Below are 15,063 nucleotides of genomic sequence, written 5' to 3'. Positions count from 1 at the left end.
TATGCAAACGGCTGGTCCGCAAACACGCTTTCTGAAGCGCCGTGGTATGATATCATGCCGCGGTTGGATGGGGGGAGACGAACCTCCGGGAGCAGCGGAGGAAAGACTGGGACGGCGCTGGACAAGTATTCATTGGGAAAGTACAGTCTGGATAAGTACGATATTATGCCGAAACTAAGGTGATGAAAAAGCAGCGTCCCGAATATTAGGGACGCTGCTTTTGTTATTAAGGGAGTGGAAAAAGGATGTAAACTACATTTCTTTAAAACTGCTCATTGTCATGACAAGGACTGTATCGAAGACCTGCGTTTCTATCCAAAGCTGCAGTACGTAGATGTCCTCAACCGTGCGGCCTCTCTGAAGGGCGGCACCGCAAAGCTGCTGTATGTGTACGTAGATGTGGAACCGGTAACCTTCAACCGGGGCTGCTACACCATCGACATGCGATTTTTCTATCAGGTGACACTCCAGGCATACCTGTGCACGCCAAGCCCCGTGACCGTCGAGGGTCTGTGCGTGTTTGATAAACGCGTCCTGCTGTTTGGCAGCGAGGGCGGCGCCAAGGTCTTCTCTTCGGATAGCTGCGTCATGGATACCCAGTGCCTGCGCACCGGAAATCCGCCCATTGCGGTGGTAGAGGCCGTCGATCCCATTGTGTTGGACGCGAAACTGGTGGATGTGTGCGGCTGCCGTCCCTGCGACTGCGACCTGTGCGAAATTCCGTCGTTCATCAGCGGCTATTTCGACGGTGAGCTCAGCTCCGGCGAGGATGGGCGGAGAGTATATGTCACTCTGGGCCAGTTCTCCATCGTGCGGCTGGAGCGGGATACCCAGTTGTTGATCCCGGTGTACGACTACTGCATGCCCCAGAAAGAGTGCTCTGGTCCCGGCGGCACCGATCCCGCTCAGGACCCCTGTGGCCTGTTCCGCAACATCAGCTTCCCTGTTGGTGAGTTCTTCCCGCCCAACACGGTCAGCCGTTGTGAAACCTACGAGGAGACAAAAAACTGCTGCAAGTGCGGCAGGTAAATGTAAAAAGTGCCCGGTATTTTCGGATACCGGGCGCTTTTTTCCTTCAATTTTTCCGGCATAAAGGGGGACGGGCCTTCATATGGTTGGGTATCGGACAAGGAGGAGCGGAGATGAAGGAACGGGACGAAATAGCCAGATACCGGCAGGCGGCTGCTTTTTTGCCGGTGCGGCTGCGCAAGCTGGCGGAAACGCTGCCGGAAGCTAAAAAAATTGTGGCGGAAGAATTTCGCCTTCGGACAGGCAGGCCCATGTCGGTGCTGCTTCCCGAGGGGGAAAGCAGCCCGTGGGGGTCTGAGCCTCCGGTGGAGCCGGAGGAGTTGGAGACACTTTGCGACCTGGGCGCCGAATTTTCCCGCTATGCCGCCGCTGAAACACTGCGTGAGGGATTTTTACCCGTGCGAGGCGGCTTTCGCATCGGTTTTTGTGGTTCCGCCGTGATGAAGAGCGGGGTGTGCACAAACCTGACGGATTTGTCCTCTGCCAATGTGCGGATTGCCCGGGAAAAAGCAGGCATTGCGGAGGAACTGGCAGAGCAGCTTTTATCCGATGGCCAGTTTGAAAGTACACTTCTGCTGTCCCCACCGGGAGGAGGAAAAACCACGCTGCTGCGGGATTTGATTCGCTGCATTTCCCTGAAGGGATTGCGGGTGGGCCTTGCGGACGAGCGAGGAGAGGTGGCGGTCTGCTACCGGGGACGACCGCAGATGGATGTTGGTCCCTGCACCGATGTGCTGGACGGCTGCCCAAAGGCGGCCGCTATCCCGATGCTGCTGCGGACCATGAACCCCCAGATTGTGGCCGCCGACGAGATCACCGCAGAGGAGGACATCCGGGCTATGACCATGGCGGCGGGCTGCGGCGTGCGGCTGCTGGCCACCGTCCATGCCGCCGACGTGGAAGAGCTTACGCAAAGGCCGTTGTACAAGCAGCTTTTGGAGACGAAAGTATTTTGTCGCGCGGTGTGCATCCGGCGGACCGCCCAGGGGAGGAGCTATGAATTGGAGGAGCTTTCATGAAAGCGCTGGGTAGTTTGTTGCTGCTGCTGGGCTTTGGCGCAATCTGGCTGGGAGAGCTGCGCCGGAATCAGCGGGAAACGCAGACACTGGAGGAGTTGATCTCCACGCTGGAGGAATTCTCCGCTGGGATTCGCCTGACCCGCACGCCCCTGCCCAGGCTTCTTCGGCAGGTGAGCCGGTCCCGGCGAAGCGGAGACGTGATGGCCTGGCTGGCAGAGGCGGCAGAGTCGCTGGAGCGGGGGGAGCCTCTGCGCCCCGCATGGGAAAGCGCCTGCCACCGTCTTCCAATCGAGGACGACGCACGAGAAATTGTTGCGGGATTGGGGTACAAGCTGTCAGGAGATGAAGCGGAAATTTGTAAAGGTATATCGCTTTCTACGGATTGGATTAGAAAGAGAATGGACGAACGCAGAAAGGAAAAACGGGATTATTTCAGGCAGACCACGGCGGTCTGCTTTTCCGCCGCCGCACTGCTGTTGATTCTCCTCCTGTAAAGGACATACGAAAGGAATTTTTATCATGGACGTTGATTTAATCTTTCGAATTGCCGCTATCGGCATTCTGGTGGCGGTGCTGAACCAGCTCCTCGTGCGCTCCGGACGGGAGGAGCAAGCCATGATGACAACGCTGGCGGGTCTGGTGGTGGTTCTGATGATGATGGTGCGGCAGATCAGCGATCTGTTCCAGCTCATCAAAACACTGTTTGGATTCTGATGGGACAGGTCATGCAAATTACGCTGGTGTGCGTGGTGACGGCGCTGCTGGCGGCGGCGGTGCGCCGTGGCGCACCGGAGGCGGCTTTGCTGTTGGGACTGGCCGCCGCCGTGGCGGCCGTGTTGGCTCTGTCCGAAAGCTTGGGGACACTGATGGACTTTTTTGCGGAACTTACCGCCCAGACCGGGGTGTCCAACGAGTTGTTTGTACCTCTTTATAAAACCGTAGGCATCGCGCTGGTGGTGAAGATTGGAAGCGGGCTATGCAAGGATGCGGGGGCGGCGGCGCTGGCCTCCGCCGTGGAGATTGCGGGGGCGGTGTGCGCCTTGCTGGCGGCGCTGCCGCTGCTTAAAAAGGCCATGGACGTTCTGCTGGAGCTGATGGGATGAAACGATGGCTGCTTATTCTGCTTCTGGCGCTGCTGTTTACCATGCCCGTTTCCGCCGTCGAGGTGCCGGACGAGCTGTGGGATGCTTTGCCGGAGGGGACAGAATCAATTTTGGAAAACGCAGACCTGTCCGGTACGGACCCACTGGGCGGGGGCGCGGCTCAGATTTTTCAGAATCTTATGGGACAGGCAAGGTCCGTGTTGCTCCAACGGCTGCGGGGTGCTGTGAGCATTTTGCTGGTGGCGCTGTTGTGCGGCGCGGTGGAAGGTTTCTCCCAGACCGCTGGGAGCGCGGGGCCCAAACTGGTGCTGGCGGCGGGGGCGCTGTCGGTAACGCTGTTGGCAGCAGGAAGCTTTGAAAGCTTGATTGGAATGGGCGGGGGAACCATTCAGGAGCTGAATGAATTTGCTAGGATTCTGCTGCCGGTGCTGGCGGCGGCCACGGCTGTCAGCGGCTCCATTACCACTGCCACGTTGCAGCAGGTGACGGCGGTCTTATTTACGGGCCTGCTTTTAAAGCTGATTCAGGAGTTGCTGCTGCCGCTGACATACCTTTACATCGGAACACTTACCGCCTCCGCATGCCTACCCGGCGGGCGGCTGGGAAATATCGCCGAGGCACTGCGCAAATGCATCTCATGGATTCTATGCGGCGCGCTGACGGCATTTACCATCTATCTCTCCATCGCCCATGTCATCTCCGGTGCGACGGATGCAACGACGGTAAAGCTGGCAAGTTCTGCGGTTGCAGGGATGGTGCCCGTGGTGGGAGGGATCATTGCCGAGGCGGCAGAGACGGTTTTGGCCGGGGCGGGCATGCTGAAAAATGCCATCGGCATTTTTGGAACGCTGGGGGTGCTAGCGGCTTGCGCATGGCCCTTTTTGCATTTGGGTATTCAATATTTGTTGTACAAACTGGTGGGCTTTTTGGCCGGAGTCATCGGTTCGCCGGAGCTGTGCAAGCTGATCGATGGTCTTGGCAGCGCTTTCGGACTTGTGTTAGGGATGACAGGAGCCAGCGCACTGCTGCTGTTGATCGCGATTTTGTCCTCCGTGGCGGCGGTTGTGTAAAGGGGGTGAGCGGTAATGATTGAAGCAATCAGAACCTGGATTATTTCCGTGGCTGCGGCAGCCTTTCTGGTGTCTTTGTCCCAAAGCTTGGTTCCGGAGGGGACGGTGCGGAAAATCGCCGGTTTTGTTGGGGGAGTGGTCCTGCTGCTGGTGATGCTGAAACCCTTCCCGGGAATTGATGTGAGTGGTCTGGAGCTGGGCTATGAGGACTATGCCATGGACATCCAGCAGCGTCAGACAGAGTTGAAAGAGCAAAGCAATCAGACGATGGGAGAACTCATAGCGGAGAAGACGGAAGCATATATTTTGGACAAAGCCGCTGTGCTGGGGGTTTCATGCACCGTCCGGGTACTGATGGAGCCTGGGGAGGACGGTATGCCCGTTCCGGCGGGCGCGGAGCTGACCGGGCAAAAATCGGATGCGTTGGCGGACTATATGGAGCGGGAGCTGGGAATTCCAAAGGAGAGGCAGGTCTATCATGAAACAGGCTGAGACGGTGAAAAGGCTCTGGAACCGCTGGAAATATGCGGTTCTAGTGGCGGCGGCGGGCGTGGCGCTGCTTTTGCTACCCTCTGGGAATGAAAAGAAACCCGTCACGGTTTCGGAGGAGCGCATACAGGATGTGGTGCAGGAGACACAGGTAAGTATGGAGAAAATATTGACAAAAATTGACGGCGTGGGCGAGCTGCACCTCATGCTGACAGCGGACACAGGCACGGAGCGCAGTTTGGCGCAGGACACGGATTTGAGTTACAGCGGAGACACCGCCGCGCCCACGGATTATCAGCGAAAAAGCGAAACGGTGCTTGCAGGAAAAAGCGGCGCGCAGGAGCCGGTAGTAACGGGGACCCGCTGTCCCACATTTCGGGGCGCTCTGGTGGTATGCCAGGGTGCGGGAGACGCACAGGTGCGTCTGGCGGTGACGGCTGCGGTGGCCGCGCTGACGGGCCTGGGCTCGGATCGGATTACGGTGGTTAAATGTCAGTGATATTTTGGAGGAGGAAGCAGAACATGAGAGGAAACTGGAAACGCTATACCGTGGTGGTGACGATGCTGGTGTTGATCTGCGCGGCGGCAGCTTTAAACTGGCAGGCGACGCAGAACACTGCTCCGACGGGAGCGGGAAGCTCCGGTCAGGCGGGCGGCAAGCTGCTGGGCGAGGCAGCCCTTGTCTCCGGGGGAGACGGCTCCGCCGCGCCGGTGGATGAGATGGGCGTTTACACGGGGTCGGATTACTTTGCATCCGCTCGGCTGACCCGCCAGCAGGCACGGGATTCCGCCGTGTCGCTGCTGCAACAGGCTGCAAAGGAGGACGGTGCGTCTCAGGGGGCGCTGGATCAGGCGGCGGAGGGAATTCAAGCCATGGCGCAGTTCACCATGGCCGAGGCGCAGATTGAAAATCTGGTGACGGCCAAGGGCTATACAGACTGCGTGGCATTTATGAGCGCGGACAGTCTCAGCGTGGTGGTGTCCACTGCCAACGGGGAGCTTGCAGACACCGACGTGGCGAAAATTACCGACATCGCCATGACGGAGACGGGCTATTCAGCCGGAAATATCAAGATCATGGCGGCAAATTAGCTGTTGTAATTTTTAAAGAAGCATGGTAAACTAATATGCACGAAAGAAGGGACCCGGTGATTGCCGGGCCACGAAAAGGAGCGTGAATGCCATGGGTGAAGGCCGGGAATACATGATTCTGCCGCAGGAAAACGGCAGTATTAATATCGCGGAGGAAGTGATCGCCGCTATTGCCGTGGGCGCCGTCCGGGACGTGGAGGGCGTGTCCGGGATGATCGGCGGCATGGGCGGTAGCGTAACCGACTTGATGAACAAGAAAAACGCCAGGAAAGTCACACGGGGTGTGAAAATCGACATGACCGGCGCGTCTTTGGCGCTGGACATGTATCTGACGGTTTCTTACGGCCATCCCATCCCCGAGGTGGCGGAAAATGCACAAAAGGCCGTTGTCTCCTCGGTGGAGGCCATGACCGGCTGCCAGGTGGGCACGGTGAACATTCATGTGGACGGCGTGACGCTGGACTGAGAAAGATAGAGGACGAAACGGTTTATGGTACGGAACGTTGCACGGGAAATCGCCATCCATTTGGCCTATGAGCTGAGCTTTACGGATGTGACGGCGGAGGAGCTGCTGGACGGGCGGCTGACGGCGGAGCGCTTTGAAACCCTTGCGGGAGAAGACCCGCTTTATGCCGATGCGCCCAGCGAAAAGCAGGCGGACTATATCCGCCGACTGGTTCTGGGTGTGCGGGAGCATGCGGCCGAGCTGGACGGCTATATTTCCAAATACGCGGTGGGCTGGAGTTTTGCCCGGATTCCTCTGGTGGCTTCTGCCATTATGCGGGTTTGCATGTACGAGGTTCTCTACATGCCGGACGTTCCTAACAGCGCGGCCATTAACGAGGCCGTGGAAATCGCAAAAAAATACGAGACGCCGGAGACGGTGAAGTTCATCAACGGAATTCTCGGCAGCTTTGCCCGCCAGGAATGTCCGCAGGATTAATTATCAACAGGGCGGGCATTGATTGCCCGCCCTGTTTTTTGCGCAAATACGAAAGAACCGCAAGGAAGAAGGTGCGTTCATGGAACAGCCTGTCTATCGGGTTTCTCAGGTAAACGAATATGTGAAGGCGCTGCTGGACGGAGAGCCGATTTTGCAGGACATTCTGGTGCGGGGGGAGTTGTCCAATTATAAGATTTACCCCTCAGGACACCACTATTTTACGCTGAAGGATAAGGACAGCGCACTGCGGTGCGTCATGTTTCGTTCCCAGGCTCAAAGGCTGCGGTTCCGCCCTGAAAATGGCATGAAGGCCATTGCACAGGGGCGGATTTCCGTCTTTCCCAGAGACGGGGCCTATCAGCTTTACTGCGTTGGCCTGTCCCCGGACGGAGTGGGCGATCTGGCAGTGGCCTTTGAGCAGCTCAAGGCAAAACTACTGGAGGAGGGGATGTTTGACGAGGCGCATAAAAAGCCCTTACCCCGTTATCCCCGGCGAATTGCCATTGTCACCTCCTCCGCCGGGGCAGCGATTCATGATATTCTTCGCATTCTACGGCGCAGATTCCCCGCTGCCGAGGTTGCGCTGCTGCCGGTGCGGGTGCAGGGAGTGGAGGCACCGGCGGAAATTGCCGGAGCCATTCGGTATGCAAACCACTGGAACGTGGGAGACTTGATTATCACGGGCCGGGGTGGCGGGTCTATGGAGGACCTATGGGCCTTCAACGATGAGCGGGTTGCCCGGGCCATCTACGAATCGGAGCTTCCTGTGATCTCCGCCGTGGGCCACGAGCCGGATGTGACTATCTCCGATTTTGTGGCGGATGCGCGGGCGTCCACGCCCTCCAATGCAGCGGAAATCGCCGTGCCCGACCAGTTGGAGCTGTTGCGGTGGCTCCGGAGCGCAGAAGAGCGCATGATCCAGGCGGAAGAGATGAAGCTGGAATTGTGCCGCCGCCGACTTCAGACGCTTGCCGAGAAGCGAGTGATGAAGGACCAGCTTGCTTTTGTGCAGGACCGGCGGATGCTGCTGACCCACTTGCAGCAGCGACTGGGGGATCTTTCGGAGAAAAGCGTGGGCGCGAAGCGGCAGAAATTTTTTGCGTTGGCTGCGTCGCTGGATGCTATGAGCCCTTTAAAAGTTTTGGGCCGGGGTTACGCCGTGGCCCGGAACGGACAGGGCATCCTCAAAAGCTATCGGGACGCGCTTCCGGGCAGCCGCATCGAGGTGGCGCTGGGAGAGGGGTCCCTTGAATGTACCGTTGAGAAAGGAAGACCGTGATGGCTGGAAAGAAAAAAGAAGAATCCCAGACCTTTGAGCAGCAAATTGCCCGTCTGGAGGAGATTGTGGCCCGGATGGAAAAGGGAGACGCGGAGCTGGCGGATTCCCTTGCGCTGTTCGACGAAGGAACAGGGCTGATTCACTCCTGCGGAAAGCTTTTGGACGAGGCGGAGCAAAAGGTGGTGCGGCTGATGAAGGGGGCGGACGGTGCGCCCGTGGAGCTTCCCTTTGACACGGAGGACGAAGCGGATGGATAAGGCGGCATTTGACGCGCGGTATGGAGAATACCGTCAGGCGGTAGAGCACGATCTGGCAGGCCTATTTTCGGACAAGCCCCACTGGGCGGATTTGTACGATTCCATGCGGTACAGCCTTCTCGCCGGGGGAAAGCGGCTGCGCCCCGTGCTGACGCTGGAAGCGGCCCGCATATGCGGACTGGACTGGCGACTGGCGCTGCCTGTGGCCTGCGCGGTGGAGCTGGTGCACACCTATTCCCTTATCCATGATGACCTGCCCTGCATGGATGACGATGACCTGCGCCGAGGCAACCCCACCAATCACAAGGTCTATGGCGAGACGCTAGCGGTGCTGGCAGGAGATGCCCTTCAGCCGGAGGCGTTCCGCCTTATTTTAACCACTCCCGGCCTTGATGCGGCCCGCCGGGCCGACTGCGCCCTGCTTCTGGCTCAGGCTGCCGGCGCGGACGGCATGGTGGCCGGCCAGGTGCTGGACACGCTGCATAGCCCCCGTACCCGGGAAGAACTTTTGGAGGTCCACAGTCTGAAAACCGGGGCCATGCTCCGGGGCGCAGCGCTGATGGGCTGCGCCGCTGCCGGCGCGGGGGAGGACCTGTGCGCGGCCCTTGGAAGCTATGCCCGGGAGCTGGGTGTGGCATTTCAAATTCGGGACGACATGCTGGACGTGATGGGGGACCAAGTAAACCTGGGCAAAACCCTCGGCTCCGATAAAGCGGATGGAAAAACCACCTATGTGGATCTACTGGGGCTTACGGGCTGTGAAAACGCCGTGCGGATGTGCACTGCCTCGGCAAAAGCGGCGCTGGCGCGGCTTCCGGAGCATGAATTTCTGGACATTCTGGCCGACTCTCTGGCGGAGCGGACCGGTTGAGACAGCAAACCCATACACTTAAAATTCACACTTTTGATATACAAAAATCGTTGTATATTTATTAGGAACGTGCTATAATAAACATGCTAAGCGGCGGCGCAGTATCCTAGTCAGTACTGCGTCTTTCAAGGAGGGGCTAAAAATCCTCTGAAGGGCATATCGATGAAACCCGTGGTGTCTGCTTGAAACGCCCAGTTTTGGGTGGATGCTGGGGGGAAGCGTGCTTTCACGCTTGCGGACTCAGGGCGATGAGCAATGGCATGGTCAACCCGACCCTGTTTCTGTGGAGACCTGTTCTTGTGCGTGGACGTAATCCCATGTGGGTACCCGGCCCGCGTACGAAACAGATTATGAACCTGCAATGCGGTGCATCGGGCGGTTTCGTCCGTAACGCTGTGTGCAGATGTAGCCTGCCTTGCGTGGGCGCGGTGGATAGAGGATTCAGGCAGACTCCCCTCTGGCCAGAGAGGATGCTGCTATTGCCTTTTGAAACCCCGTCTGCAAAAGAGGCTAAAAAGACGCACAGACTGAGGTGGAAATCATCTAGGCTGTCGCAAGGGCGAAAAAGGGATTACAGTGCGGACTAAGTGGCAATCGGGTCGCGCGGACGGCAACGTCGCGACGCAGCGCCGAAAGGGGAACCGCCTCCATCGGCAACGAGAGGTGCGCTGCGGGGAAATCCAACCCGTACCTAAGCCGTAAGATTTACTTTTTTCACCGCCGCCGACTTAGTATTTTGAATGTTTAAACCGCCGTTTCCGGCGGAAATTTGATATACCCGGGGAGACAATAGATTGAGCAAACCGAAACGAAAACGAAAAAACGACGCGGAGTTGCCGCAGTACCGCTGGGCACTGCGGATCTTTTTCATCGCCGTGGCGCTGTCCGCCGCGCTGAGCCTTGCTTCTGAAAGCGCGCTCACCGGGGCGGGGATCGCGGCGGCGCTTCTGGTTTTGGCGGGATTTGTCGGACTTGGCATTTTATTTGATATCATCGGCGTAGCCGTTACTGCCGCCGACGAGCGGCCCTTTCACTCTATGGCCGCCCACAAAGAGCCGGGCGCGTCGGAGGCAATTATGCTTCTTCGTAACGCTGGGCGCGTCAGCAGCTTCTGCAACGATGTGGTGGGCGATATCTGCGGCATCGTCTCCGGCACCACCGCGGCAGTGATCGTGGCCCGGCTTCAGATCCTGCTGGATGTACACAATGTGCTTTTAGGCGCAGGGGTCACCGCCGTTATCTCCGGTTTGACCATCGGGGGGAAGGCACTTGGCAAATCACTGGCCATTAATCAGAGTACCCGCGTGGTTTTCCTTGCGGGAAAGCTTTTGCATGTATTTCATCGTGGCTCCAAATAAAAGTCGGAAATGCTTTGTAATTTTTGAAAAGAGAGACACCTATGATTCTTGAAACCATCAAATCTCCTGCGGACGTGAAAGCGCTGAGCCGCAGGGAGCTGAATACGCTGTGCGACGAGCTGCGGCGATTTTTGATTGAGCAGGTTTCCCAAACCGGCGGGCACATGGCCTCCAATCTCGGCGTGGTGGAACTGACGGTGGCAATCCATCGGGTGTTCGACACCGCCAGCGACCGACTGGTGTTTGACGTGGGGCACCAATGTTATGTCCACAAGGCACTGACGGGGCGTAAAGAGCTGTTCAGCTCTTTGCGGCAGTTTGGCGGTCTGTCGGGCTTTCCAAAACCCCGTGAAAGCGAGCACGACGCATTTGTGGCGGGTCATGCTTCTAACTCCGTTTCTGTGGCGCTGGGCATGGCCCGGGCCAGAACACTGGAAGGGAAGGACCACAGCGTTCTGGCCTTGATCGGGGATGGAGCGTTGTCTGGCGGACTTGCCTATGAGGGGCTGAACAATGCAGGTGCTTCGAAAGAGCCGCTAATTGTGATTTTAAATGACAACGGTATGTCCATCAACCCCAACGTGGGGGCGGTGAGCAGGCATCTGGGAAGGATTCGAAGCAAGCCCGCCTATTATCACTTTAAAAAATGGTATCGAAGCTTGTTCGGCGCGGAGCCCACTAAAAGCAGGATTTACCGCTTTAATCACCGGATGAAAACCTCGCTGAAAAAAACCCTGTGGCCCGGAAGTACGCTCTTTGAGGACATGGGCTTTAATTACTTAGGGCCGATTGACGGGCATGATATCGACCGGCTGTGCGACATGCTCCAATGGGCCAGAGAGCTGCGCTGCCCGGTGGTGGTCCATGTACACACCCAAAAGGGACGGGGCTATGCCCCTGCCCAGCGAGATCCGGGCAAGTTCCACGGCATCGGGCCGTTCGATGCAGCCACCGGACTGTTAAAAAAGCCGGAGACAGAAAGCTTTTCTTCTGTTTTTGGAAAGACGCTTGTCTCCCTTGCCGCCCAGGACCCACGAGTGTGTGCCATCACCGCTGCCATGGCGGACGGAACAGGGCTGGACATCTTCCAGAAGGAATTTCCAAAGCGTTTTTTTGATGTTGCCATTGCCGAGGGGCACGGCGCGGCCATGGCCGGAGGCCTTGCCTCACAAGGGATAATCCCCGTATTCGCGGTATATTCCACCTTTTTGCAGCGGAGCTATGACATGCTTCTCCACGATGTAGCTCTGGAGAAGCTTCATGTGGTGCTGGCGGTGGACCGGGCGGGTCTTGTGGGGAACGACGGAGAGACGCACCACGGCGCGTTTGACGCGTTGTTTTTGCCAACCGTTCCGGGAATGACGGTGTATTGCCCCGCCAGCTTTGCAGAACTGCGTAGAATGCTGCGCAGCGCGGTGTTAGAGTGCGAAGGGCCGGTGGCTATTCGCTATCCCAGAGGCGGCGAGGGTCGCTACCGGGAGGACGGTGGAGAAAGTGTCGCCGTGCGGTTGCGGGAGGGGAAGGATGTAACGATTCTGACCTATGGCGTGCTGGTGAATCAGGCGCTGGATGCGGCCGATTTGCTGGAAAAACAGGGAGTTCACGCTGGTGTGGTGAAGCTGAACCGCATCGCGCCGCTGGATTACGAGGATTTGGAGCCGGTAATCTCCGGCTGTGACTGTATTCTGGCACTGGAGGATTGCTGCGGCTCCGGCTGCGTAGGGCAAAGAGTCGGCGGCATTCTGGCCGCCCGGGGCAGTGCGCCCAAGCGGATACTTTTCAAGAACCTTGGCCGCAGCTTTGTTCCGGCGGGGTCCGTTGAAGAGCTGCGGCACAGTCTTGGTCTGGACGCAGAAGGCGTTGTAAAGGCCGTTTTAGAGGGAATCCGTTGAGGATACCGCGTTATTTCGCGGGGAGGACAGAGCATGAGTGAAAAGAAACGGCTGGATCTGCTGCTGGTGGAGCGGGGCTTGCTGGAAAGTCGGCAAAAGGCGCAGGCTGTGATTATGAGCGGTCTGGTGTTTGTAAAAGGACAGCGGGCAGACAAGCCCGGAACCGCCTATTCCGTAGACGAGAAAATTGAAGTGCGGGGCGGTGGACCCGCCTATGTAAGTCGGGGAGGGTTAAAGCTTGAGAAGGCGATGTCTGTGTTTCCCCTTGCATTGAAAAATACTATTTGCGGCGATATCGGGGCTTCCACCGGCGGCTTTACCGATTGCATGCTTCAAAATGGAGCAAAAAAGGTCTATGCCGTGGATGTGGGCTACGGGCAGCTTGCATGGAAGCTGCGGTGCGACCCGCGGGTGGTATGCCTGGAGCGTACTAACGCCCGGTATCTCACCCATGAACAGGTGCCAGACGAGCTCGATTTTGCCAGCGTGGATGTGAGCTTTATCTCCCTAAAGCTGATTCTACCCGCTCTGCGGGGACTTTTGAAGCAGGAGGGCGGTGCGGTGTGCCTTGTGAAGCCGCAATTTGAGGCGGGCCGGGAAAAGGTCGGCAAAAAAGGCGTGGTCCGGGACCCGGAGGTACACCGGGAGGTGCTGGAGCATTTTTTGAACCATGCAAAGGAATCTGGCTTTACAGTGGCTGGATTGACATACTCTCCCATTCGAGGACCGGAGGGCAACATCGAGTATCTGGGATTTTTGCGCTGCGGCGCTTCGGAAGATGCGCCGGGTTTTGATTTGCGGGCGCTGGTGGAGGAATCCCACATGGACCTGCCGGAAAAGGGGGGCGCGGAGACATGAAAGAGGCCAAAAAGATTATTCTTTGTCCCAACCCCAGCCGGGACCGGGATATGAGTGCCACAAAAGCTGCCCGCGCCATTTTGCACGAGTGCGGTTTCCGGACAGTGGTGTGCTCGCCCTTCCGTGACCAACGGGAGGGGACCTCTTTTGCGGATTTAGAAGTGCGCCCGCTGACCCATGAACTGCGGTCGGCGGACCTGCTGATTACGCTGGGCGGAGACGGCACAATTCTGCATCTTGCCAAGTTGGCGGCGCTGAATAAAGTGCCGGTGCTGGGTGTTAACACAGGGAGTCTGGGCTTCATCGCAGAGCTGGAGCTGGGAGAGCTGGAGATGCTGCGGCGGCTGGCGGTCTGGGATTTTGAAACGGAAAACCGGATGATGCTGGATGTGAATGTCCTGCGGAACGGACGCTCCGTCTACACGAATCTGGGGTTGAACGACGCGGTGGTTCGGGAGGGTCCCATTTCCCATGTGATTCATTTGCGGATTGAGTCCGATGGACACCATCTGGCGGACATCGCTGGAGACGGCGTGATTATCGCCACGCCCACCGGGTCCACGGCGTATTCACTCTCTGCCGGCGGCCCCGTGGTGGAGCCGGAGGCGGAGGCCATAGTGGTCTGCCCTATCTGTACGCATAACATGCGGTTTTCTTCGTATGTTCTTTCTCCTAGACACACGCTGTCCATCCGCACAGAGCGGAACGGACGCAAGCCGGTATATCTGTTTGTGGATGAGAGCAGGGGCTTTTCCCTTCATGCGGAAGATGAGGTGCAAGTGCGCCGGTCCAAATACGAGCTGAAGCTGGTGCGGTTGACCGAAAAGAGCTTTTGTGAAATTTTTGCGAGAAAAATGCTGCCGGGAGGACAGGAAGATGAAAAATGAACGGCAAATGCTGATTTTGGAGATTATCGGGCAGGAGGATATCGAGACGCAGGAGCAACTTTTGGAGCGACTGCAGGCCCGAGGCGTGTCCAGTACGCAGGCCACCATTTCCCGGGATATTAAGCAAATGCATCTTATCAAAGAGCCGGTAGGGCGCGGGGTATATAAATATTCTGTGTCCGGAAACCGAACCCGATTAAATTTCGCGGAGAAGCTGCGTACCATCTTTCGGGAGAGCATCACGGGCATCGAAAACGCCCAAAACATTGTGGTGGTGAAAACGATGCCGGGGCTGGCCAGTGCCGCCTGTGCCGCGCTGGATGACATGGATTTGGGCTATATGCTGGGGAGCTTGGCAGGAGATGACACAGCGTTTCTGGTGATGAGGGACACCGCTTCGGCAGAAACCTTCTGTAAAGAAATTCAGGAAATGATTAACATGTAAAAGGAAGTATTTTTACGGAATAGAAAAGGGGGAAGAAGCCATGCTGGAGCTGCTACACATTGAAAACATCGCAGTTATCGAGCAAGCGGACATTCAGTTCCGCCCAGGCTTCAACGCCCTCACCGGCGAAACCGGCGCGGGCAAATCCATTGTCATTGACGCTTTGGGCGCGGTGCTGGGGGGAAGAACCTCTCGGGATTTGATTCGTACCGGAAGCAAGCGGGCAGTGGTCAGTGCGGAATTTTCCGGAGTGGAGGAAGACCTGCCCGGTCTTGCCCAGTGCGGCGGGGCGTTGGACGAGGAGGGATTACTGATCCTCCAGCGGGAACTGGATGCCGACGGCAAAAACCTCTGCCGGGTCAACGGCCGTCCAGTGACGGTGTCTCAGCTACGGATACTTGGCGGGGAGCTTTTGAATATCCACGGTCAGCACGACGGGCAGCAGCTTTTGGATGAGGAACGGCATGGCTC

21 protein-coding genes are annotated in these 15,063 nt (G+C 57.7%); all 21 read left to right on the top strand.

The genetic code is table 11. From position 1 onward, the window contains the following. The coding region (locus RT018_RS08405) for a hypothetical protein (RefSeq protein ID WP_312940970.1) at positions 1–183 on the top strand (183 nt) is incomplete at its 5' end. A gap of 51 nt (positions 184–234) precedes the next feature. Continuing rightward, positions 235–1,029, top strand: a complete 795-nt coding sequence (locus RT018_RS08400) for a hypothetical protein (RefSeq protein WP_312940969.1) — start codon at positions 235–237, stop codon at positions 1,027–1,029. A 113-nt stretch (positions 1,030–1,142) separates the two neighbouring features. Further along, on the top strand, positions 1,143–2,048 hold the full coding sequence (locus tag RT018_RS08395) for a stage III sporulation protein AA (protein WP_312940968.1): 906 nt from the start codon (positions 1,143–1,145) through the stop codon (positions 2,046–2,048). Next, positions 2,045–2,542, top strand: coding sequence for a stage III sporulation protein AB (locus tag RT018_RS08390; protein WP_312940967.1), 498 nt, complete (start codon positions 2,045–2,047; stop codon positions 2,540–2,542). Before RT018_RS08395 ends, RT018_RS08390 begins: the two co-directional genes overlap by 4 nt. Before the next feature lie 25 nt (positions 2,543–2,567). Next, positions 2,568–2,762 carry a stage III sporulation protein AC gene (spoIIIAC, locus tag RT018_RS08385; protein ID WP_014118232.1) on the top strand — a complete coding sequence of 65 codons (195 nt, stop codon included), beginning with the start codon at positions 2,568–2,570 and terminating at the stop codon, positions 2,760–2,762. An 11-nt stretch (positions 2,763–2,773) separates the two neighbouring features. After that, positions 2,774–3,151: a SpoIIIAC/SpoIIIAD family protein gene (locus tag RT018_RS08380; protein ID WP_312940959.1), complete on the top strand. Its 378-nt coding sequence runs from the start codon at positions 2,774–2,776 to the stop codon at positions 3,149–3,151. Beyond that, positions 3,148–4,221 carry a stage III sporulation protein AE gene (locus RT018_RS08375; protein ID WP_312940958.1) on the top strand — a complete coding sequence of 358 codons (1,074 nt, stop codon included), beginning with the start codon at positions 3,148–3,150 and terminating at the stop codon, positions 4,219–4,221. The genes RT018_RS08380 and RT018_RS08375 overlap by 4 nt, the downstream gene beginning before the upstream one ends. A 15-nt stretch (positions 4,222–4,236) precedes the next feature. Continuing rightward, on the top strand, positions 4,237–4,713 hold the full coding sequence (locus RT018_RS08370; RefSeq protein WP_312940957.1) for a stage III sporulation protein AF: 477 nt from the start codon (positions 4,237–4,239) through the stop codon (positions 4,711–4,713). Further along, complete coding sequence (locus tag RT018_RS08365; protein ID WP_312940956.1) at positions 4,700–5,209, top strand: stage III sporulation protein AG; 510 nt, start codon at positions 4,700–4,702, stop codon at positions 5,207–5,209. The genes RT018_RS08370 and RT018_RS08365 overlap by 14 nt, the downstream gene beginning before the upstream one ends. 23 nt (positions 5,210–5,232) lie before the next feature. Further along, positions 5,233–5,802: a SpoIIIAH-like family protein gene (locus RT018_RS08360; RefSeq protein WP_312940955.1), complete on the top strand. Its 570-nt coding sequence runs from the start codon at positions 5,233–5,235 to the stop codon at positions 5,800–5,802. A gap of 91 nt (positions 5,803–5,893) precedes the next feature. Continuing rightward, positions 5,894–6,268 (top strand): Asp23/Gls24 family envelope stress response protein, encoded by a 375-nt coding sequence (locus RT018_RS08355; RefSeq protein ID WP_312940954.1) that lies wholly within the window; start codon positions 5,894–5,896, stop codon positions 6,266–6,268. 24 nt (positions 6,269–6,292) lie between these two features. After that, positions 6,293–6,745 (top strand): transcription antitermination factor NusB, encoded by a 453-nt coding sequence (nusB, locus tag RT018_RS08350; RefSeq protein ID WP_312940953.1) that lies wholly within the window; start codon positions 6,293–6,295, stop codon positions 6,743–6,745. A 79-nt stretch (positions 6,746–6,824) separates the two neighbouring features. Further along, the gene (gene xseA, locus RT018_RS08345; RefSeq protein WP_312940951.1) at positions 6,825–8,024 is read left to right on the top strand and encodes an exodeoxyribonuclease VII large subunit; all 1,200 of its coding nucleotides are present in this window, start codon (positions 6,825–6,827) and stop codon (positions 8,022–8,024) included. Further along, positions 8,024–8,281, top strand: a complete 258-nt coding sequence (xseB, locus tag RT018_RS08340) for an exodeoxyribonuclease VII small subunit (protein WP_312940950.1) — start codon at positions 8,024–8,026, stop codon at positions 8,279–8,281. The genes xseA and xseB overlap by 1 nt, the downstream gene beginning before the upstream one ends. Continuing rightward, positions 8,274–9,152: a farnesyl diphosphate synthase gene (locus tag RT018_RS08335; protein WP_312940949.1), complete on the top strand. Its 879-nt coding sequence runs from the start codon at positions 8,274–8,276 to the stop codon at positions 9,150–9,152. Before xseB ends, RT018_RS08335 begins: the two co-directional genes overlap by 8 nt. A gap of 794 nt (positions 9,153–9,946) precedes the next feature. Beyond that, a complete protein-coding gene (locus tag RT018_RS08330) occupies positions 9,947–10,510 on the top strand; it encodes a hypothetical protein (protein ID WP_312940947.1) in 564 nt (187 codons plus the stop codon). A 41-nt stretch (positions 10,511–10,551) separates the two neighbouring features. Then, positions 10,552–12,402, top strand: coding sequence for a 1-deoxy-D-xylulose-5-phosphate synthase (dxs, locus tag RT018_RS08325; protein WP_312940945.1), 1,851 nt, complete (start codon positions 10,552–10,554; stop codon positions 12,400–12,402). A gap of 33 nt (positions 12,403–12,435) precedes the next feature. After that, on the top strand, positions 12,436–13,260 hold the full coding sequence (locus tag RT018_RS08320) for a TlyA family RNA methyltransferase (RefSeq protein ID WP_312940943.1): 825 nt from the start codon (positions 12,436–12,438) through the stop codon (positions 13,258–13,260). Continuing rightward, positions 13,257–14,147, top strand: a complete 891-nt coding sequence (locus RT018_RS08315; RefSeq protein WP_312940942.1) for an NAD(+)/NADH kinase — start codon at positions 13,257–13,259, stop codon at positions 14,145–14,147. The genes RT018_RS08320 and RT018_RS08315 overlap by 4 nt, the downstream gene beginning before the upstream one ends. Continuing rightward, the gene (locus RT018_RS08310; protein ID WP_312940940.1) at positions 14,137–14,592 is read left to right on the top strand and encodes an arginine repressor; all 456 of its coding nucleotides are present in this window, start codon (positions 14,137–14,139) and stop codon (positions 14,590–14,592) included. The genes RT018_RS08315 and RT018_RS08310 overlap by 11 nt, the downstream gene beginning before the upstream one ends. A 40-nt stretch (positions 14,593–14,632) precedes the next feature. After that, a partial coding sequence (locus tag RT018_RS08305; RefSeq protein ID WP_312940938.1) for an AAA family ATPase occupies positions 14,633–15,063 on the top strand: 431 nt, incomplete at its 3' end.

Source organism: Oscillibacter sp., from assembly GCF_032060045.1.
Taxonomy (GTDB): Bacteria; Bacillota; Clostridia; order Oscillospirales; family Oscillospiraceae; genus Oscillibacter.
This window is presented reverse-complemented; position numbering and strand designations above follow the sequence as displayed.

Coding starts and splice junctions, on each gene's coding strand:
- RT018_RS08315 (WP_312940942.1), top strand. CDS start 13,257: ATGAAAGAGGCCAAAAAGATTATTCTTTGTCCCAACCCCAGCCGGGAC.
- RT018_RS08390 (WP_312940967.1), top strand. CDS start 2,045: ATGAAAGCGCTGGGTAGTTTGTTGCTGCTGCTGGGCTTTGGCGCAATC.
- RT018_RS08320 (WP_312940943.1), top strand. CDS start 12,436: ATGAGTGAAAAGAAACGGCTGGATCTGCTGCTGGTGGAGCGGGGCTTG.
- RT018_RS08310 (WP_312940940.1), top strand. CDS start 14,137: ATGAAAAATGAACGGCAAATGCTGATTTTGGAGATTATCGGGCAGGAG.
- RT018_RS08375 (WP_312940958.1), top strand. CDS start 3,148: ATGAAACGATGGCTGCTTATTCTGCTTCTGGCGCTGCTGTTTACCATG.
- nusB (WP_312940953.1), top strand. CDS start 6,293: ATGGTACGGAACGTTGCACGGGAAATCGCCATCCATTTGGCCTATGAG.
- RT018_RS08380 (WP_312940959.1), top strand. CDS start 2,774: ATGCAAATTACGCTGGTGTGCGTGGTGACGGCGCTGCTGGCGGCGGCG.
- spoIIIAC (WP_014118232.1), top strand. CDS start 2,568: ATGGACGTTGATTTAATCTTTCGAATTGCCGCTATCGGCATTCTGGTG.
- RT018_RS08370 (WP_312940957.1), top strand. CDS start 4,237: ATGATTGAAGCAATCAGAACCTGGATTATTTCCGTGGCTGCGGCAGCC.
- xseB (WP_312940950.1), top strand. CDS start 8,024: ATGGCTGGAAAGAAAAAAGAAGAATCCCAGACCTTTGAGCAGCAAATT.
- RT018_RS08395 (WP_312940968.1), top strand. CDS start 1,143: ATGAAGGAACGGGACGAAATAGCCAGATACCGGCAGGCGGCTGCTTTT.
- RT018_RS08365 (WP_312940956.1), top strand. CDS start 4,700: ATGAAACAGGCTGAGACGGTGAAAAGGCTCTGGAACCGCTGGAAATAT.
- RT018_RS08355 (WP_312940954.1), top strand. CDS start 5,894: ATGGGTGAAGGCCGGGAATACATGATTCTGCCGCAGGAAAACGGCAGT.
- RT018_RS08335 (WP_312940949.1), top strand. CDS start 8,274: ATGGATAAGGCGGCATTTGACGCGCGGTATGGAGAATACCGTCAGGCG.
- xseA (WP_312940951.1), top strand. CDS start 6,825: ATGGAACAGCCTGTCTATCGGGTTTCTCAGGTAAACGAATATGTGAAG.
- RT018_RS08360 (WP_312940955.1), top strand. CDS start 5,233: ATGAGAGGAAACTGGAAACGCTATACCGTGGTGGTGACGATGCTGGTG.
- dxs (WP_312940945.1), top strand. CDS start 10,552: ATGATTCTTGAAACCATCAAATCTCCTGCGGACGTGAAAGCGCTGAGC.